At 61.5% G+C, this 5205-nt stretch carries 4 protein-coding genes and 1 pseudogene; 2 read left to right on the top strand and 3 right to left on the bottom strand.

Translation table 11 applies throughout. From position 1 onward, the window contains the following. The first annotated feature begins 161 nt into the window (after positions 1 to 161). Together VBE63_RS24440 and VBE63_RS24435 are read left to right on the top strand one after the other, a co-directional pair. Entirely contained in the window at positions 162 to 626 is a 465-nt protein-coding gene (locus tag VBE63_RS24440) for a hypothetical protein (RefSeq protein WP_323685620.1), read from the top strand. Between the two features lie 200 nt (positions 627 to 826). Next, positions 827 to 2374: an ATP-binding protein gene (locus VBE63_RS24435; protein WP_323685622.1), complete on the top strand. Its 1548-nt coding sequence runs from the start codon at positions 827 to 829 to the stop codon at positions 2372 to 2374. Between the two features lie 531 nt (positions 2375 to 2905). On the opposite strand, the pseudogene VBE63_RS24430 reads toward VBE63_RS24435, so the two are convergent. The 3 genes and pseudogenes from VBE63_RS24430 to VBE63_RS24420 form a co-directional block, all read right to left on the bottom strand. Next, positions 2906 to 3349 (bottom strand): annotated as a pseudogene (locus VBE63_RS24430) (efflux RND transporter permease subunit); the annotation flags it as partial. A 25-nt stretch (positions 3350 to 3374) separates the two neighbouring features. Further along, entirely contained in the window at positions 3375 to 4661 is a 1287-nt protein-coding gene (locus VBE63_RS24425; RefSeq protein ID WP_323685621.1) for an ISKra4 family transposase, read from the bottom strand. A gap of 21 nt (positions 4662 to 4682) precedes the next feature. After that, the coding region (locus tag VBE63_RS24420) for a sensor histidine kinase (protein ID WP_416274663.1) at positions 4683 to 5205 on the bottom strand (523 nt) is incomplete at its 5' end.

The raw sequence follows: 5205 nt of genomic DNA, 5'->3' as shown, positions 1-5205 counted from the left end.
GGTGATACCCTGCCGCAGCCGGGGCGGTTCATGGCTTATGGCGCCGAGAGCGAATTCTTTGGCTGCATCACGGTGTCCTGTTCCTGCAGATTGATAACACAATCTAAGGAGGCTCTCCTATGACTCGATTTACTGGTCTTGCGCTCATTGTTCTGCTGCCGTTGAGCGCCTCACCAGCCATCGCAGCTGAGCTTCCTGCGCCCGTTAAGGCGCAAATCTCGGAATTGAAATCCTCGTGTCGCGGGGTCGGTGGTAAACTTGTCAATCCGAAACAGGCCATCCTAAGCGCGGATCTCAACGGGGATGACCAACCAGATTATGCGATCGATCAGTCGGCCCTCAACTGCGACGGTGCCGCCTCAGCGTTCTCTGGCTCGGATGGCTCTCAAGTCGATGTCTTCGTTTCGACGCTAGGCGGATATATCAACGCCTGGTCCAGTGGGGCTTACGGCGCGAAAGTCGAGCAACAAAAGCTGTGGCTGGCACTTGGAGGCCGTTACTGCGGCCAACAGAAACCCTCAAGCCGGGCCGCAGCGCAAGGATGCTACCGCGCGTTATCCTGGAACCCCAACAAACGCAAGATGATCATCGACCCCAAGATCAAGTCGCGTCCGGTCGGGTCTTAACTCGCCCTGTCGGCGCCTTTGCAAGCCTTACTCTTGCTGCCTTCTAGCCCCAACCCAGCATCTTTCGCGCCTGCGGGCGGGGCGTCTTGTCAGACCGACGGATCGCCGAGCCCTGCTTGCTCCCTCGGGAACAGGGTCGACTTTATCGCGCTGTTGTTCGATGATCGCAGCCCATCACCAGCATCCCCATGGCCGCGATCATGCCCCGCCGCAAACTGCCCATTGGCATACAGACCTTCGCCAAGATGCGCGAGGAGGACTACTACTATGTCGATAAGACCGGCTTCATCGCTCGGTTGATCGACGAGGGTAGCTTTTACTTCCTCTCCCGCCCGCGCCGATTCGGCAAATCGCTGCTAATCGACACCATCGGCGAGTTGTTCGCCGGCAATGAGCCGCTGTTTCGGGGCCTGGCGATTCATCCCGACTGGGATTGGTCGGTGCGTTACCCGGTTATCCGCCTGAGCTTCGGTGGCGGGGTGGTGCGCTCTCGCGCTCGGCTCGATACCAAGATTGGCGAGCAGTTGCGTCTGAACATGGCCGAGTTGAATGTCGAATGCACCGAGCCAGAGCCGGAAGCCTGTCTCGCCGAACTGATTGGCCTTGCCCGTCAAATGAGCGGCCAGCGCGCCGTGGTGCTGGTGGACGAATACGATAAGCCCATCCTCGACAACCTGACCCGTCCGGAGCTGGCGCGCGAGTTGCGCGACGGGTTGCGCAATCTCTACTCCGTGATCAAGGATCGCGAGGCCGATGTGCGCTTTGTCCTCATCACCGGAGTGAGCAAGTTCAGCCGAGTGAGTCTGTTCTCCGGGCTGAATAATTTAAACGACATCACCGTTGATGCACCTTATTCGGCGCTGTGCGGCTATACCGAGACCGATCTGGACACCGTCTTTGCGCCTGAGCTGCACGATTTGGATCGCGCCGAGATTCGCCAGTGGTATAACGGCTACAACTGGCTGGGCGATGCAGTCTACAACCCCTTCGACCTGCTGCTGCTGTTCCAGAAACGCGAGCTGCGTTCGTTCTGGTTCGAGACCGGCTCACCCACCGGGCTGATTGACCTGCTGATGCAGCGCGGAATTTTCACCCCCGATCTATCCCAGACCATCGCCGACGACGAGCTGCTGTCGAGCTTCGATGTCGATCATATCGCCACCGAAGCCCTGTTATGGCAGACCGGTTATCTCACCTTCGCCGAAGTGCAACGTATCGGCGCCCGCGCGCGCTACCGCCTGACCTATCCCAACCTGGAAGTCCAAAGCGCCCTGAATGACGTGCTGGCCAAGGCATTGATGGGCAACGCCAGTCAGGCCAGCCGACTGTCCGGCCAGATCTACGACATCCTCCAGGCTGGCGACCCCGAACCGCTGCGTGAGCACCTGCACAGCCTGTTCGCCGCCATCCCGCATCATTGGTACGACAACACGCCCATTGCTCACTACGAAGGCTACTGGGCCAGCGTCTTCTACAGCCATCTGGCCTCGCTTGGCCTGGAGCTGATCGCCGAAGACATCACCCACCACGGGCGCATCGATCTGACGCTCAAGTTCAACCACCAGATTTGGCTATTCGAGTTCAAGGTTGCCGAACGCTCGCCTGCAGGCAGCGCCTTGCAACAGATCAAAGACAAGGGCTATGCCGACAAATACCGCGCGCTTGGTCAGCCGATTTTTCTGATTGGCATCGCGTTCAGCGAGCAGCAGCGGCAGCTGGTGGGCTTCGATGTCGAACGGATCGACTGACGCCGGCTGGGTGCTTCGGGGAGAAAAGGATATGAAATCCAAGTCACCCTGAGCGTCCAGGTTGGCCCGATGAAGAAAGGTAGCGGGGGTGGGATGCGCCGTCAACGCCCGACTGCGGGGCTGACGGACGTCGCGCGCGGTGTGGGCGCGCGCGTTTCGGGGTGCTGGGGTGAGCACCTGCGCCGCAACGCGCCGCCGGGAGACGAGCGGGGCTGTACCGTTTCCTGCGGGACAGAGACGGCGGCTACTCCGCAATGCGCTGATCAAACTCGAAGTCGAACTCGGGCGGGTACGGCCTCGACATGATGTCGCGTGAGGTTGTGACGTAGCAAAAAGAGGCTCGCGCAGAGACGCAGAGGCGCAAAGGAAGAAAGAGCTTGCTCGATGTTGCCAGTGCGCTTCTCTCGTCCTTCTCTTTTTCTCTTTTTTCTTCTTCTCTGCGACTTTGCGTCTCTGCGCGAGATATCTTTTTCTTGTGTCGTCTACCCGACATGGCTCCATCTGATTGACATTATTCGGAGACCACACTCGCTACTCTCCTCGCCGCAACCCCCGCTGTCGCCACAACAGATAGATCGCCGGGATCACGAACAGGCTCAGCAGTGGCGCGGTGATCATGCCGCCGACCATCGGCGCGGCAATGCGGCGCATCACCTCGGAGCCAATACCCCCAATCAGCATGATCGGCAACAGGCCCGCGAAGATGGTCGCCACCGTCATCGCCTTGGGCCGGATACGCAGCACCGCACCCTCCTCGATCGCACCCTTGAGCTCATCAACGCTGGTCAGCCGGCCCTCCTTGCGCCATTGCTTCAGCGCATTATCCAGATACACCAGCATCACCACGCCGAACTCGGCAGCGACCCCGGCCAGCGCGATGAAGCCCACCGCAACCGCCACCGAGAGGTTGTAGTCGAGCAGATCGATCAGCCAGAAGCCACCGACCAATGAGAACGGCAGCGACAGCATCACCAGCGGGTGCGGCCTCAGCATGCTGTAATCAACAGCAGCACTCCGCCCCAAACTGATCGATCTTCTGCCAGAACTGCGCCCAGCGTCCGACGGTCTGGGTCAGCGCGCGCAGGCTGAGCACAATGCCGGCACCTTTGGTCTTCCAGCGCATGCCTGAGGCGCAGAGGCGCTGCTTGACGAGGGTCTTGCAGGCCGCCTCGATGACCCCTGAGCCGATCGGTAGTCCCTCGGCAACGAAGCTCGGGTAGTCCATCTGATGGCGGTGGTTGTCGAAATAGGTCCGCGCCGCGCGGACCTCATGGCGCAGGGCCTGCGAGAGCCCGCGACGATCCGCGAGGCCAGTGGCCTCAGCGATCAGCTGATCGCGTGCCGCGGGGTCGTGCTTGAGGCGGTGGCAGTGGGCGTGCTGCCAGTCCTCGCGTCGCTGTGTGTCGCGGCGTTGCGGATACTGCGCTTGGGCGAGTGTGCCGATGTACTCGGTGGCATGGAAGAAGTCGATCAGCTGTCGCTGCGTATGCTGCTCAAGGAACGTCCAGTTGCTAGAGGCGCCATCGGCGATGCCCAGATACAACGCGTCTGGATACTGTTGCTTGGCGCGTGCGATCTCGCACTCCATCCGCGCGAGAAACGTCTGCTTGCCGTATTCGGGTGCGGCGGCCAGATAGACGGTGTGCTGACGCTCGCCGTCGTGGTCGTAGAACGACAGCGCACCGGCCATGGCTTCGCGGTAGCCGGCGCTGTCGGCCATCGGGATCATCGCCCCATCGAGGCTGATCACCACCGTGGCAATGGACACCTGCAGTGCTGGCAACGCGTACTCCCAGGTCTCTTCCTTGGCCGTGGCAATGCTGCCGACCCAGTCGGCCACATTCTGGATGTAGGAGCGGGCCACTTGGCGGCCGTGATTCTGCTCCAGGTCCGTTTGCACCGCGCCCGCATTGAGCTGGGCGTACTTGTGGCTGAGCTGGCTGGCAAAACGCGGGGTGGCACCACGGATGATCCGCGCTTGGTGCTCCAACGGGCAGTCGATGCGCCCGCCGCGCGAGGTCTGGTAGACGTAGCGCTCGACCTGGACCTCGCCATAGGGGCTCTGGTAGACCTTCGGATGGCGTCCGCGCACGGTCAACTTGGTCTCGCCGACACGGATCGGGCTGCCGTCGGTGTCAAAGCGCCCAAGGGCCTCCTCGGTCGCACAACACCCGACAGCGTTGGTCGCCTCCAGGATCGCCTGTTCCATCTCCAGCAGGCTGCCACTCAGGCGCACCGTCACCTCAACCGTCACTTCGTCACCCGAACGTCTGACCACCTGCGTCACATTCGCCACCCTACTCTCAGTTTAATCAGAAGGTTGCAGCGTACTCCTTAACGGGCCATCATGGCAAGGCCGCACCCTTTCAATGGTCACTCGCCGCTCGGGCATCTCTGCCTCATCAATGGCCTGCACCCCGTTGCAGATCAGGTTGACCAGCACCTGCTCGAGTTGAATCGGATCAGCGTGCAGCCAGAGACCCGCCGAGCCTGAACGAAAGCATAGCGCGACACGTCGTTGGCGAGCGAACCACTCGATCAGCTCCATCGTTCGCTCGATCACTGGGTCCAGCTCGACCAACTGCATCCGAAACGCCTTATGGCGCAAGAATTGACGCAGCCGTTCAACGATGGCGCCGGCGCGCTCGAGCTGGGCATCGGCCTTGGCGATCATCGGCTCCAGCATTGACGCCTCGGCTGGGCGCTGCTTGGCCTGCGCGCCTTGCAGCTGCTCGAGCGCGGCGCGCCCGAAGAAGGCGGCGGCATTCAGTGGCTGCGCCAGTTCATGCACCAGTGAGGTGGCCAGCACGCCCACCGCATTGACGCGCGCC

The sequence above is a fragment of the Lamprobacter sp. genome (assembly GCF_034860625.1).
Taxonomy (GTDB): Bacteria; Pseudomonadota; Gammaproteobacteria; order Chromatiales; family Chromatiaceae; genus Lamprobacter.
This window is presented reverse-complemented; position numbering and strand designations above follow the sequence as displayed.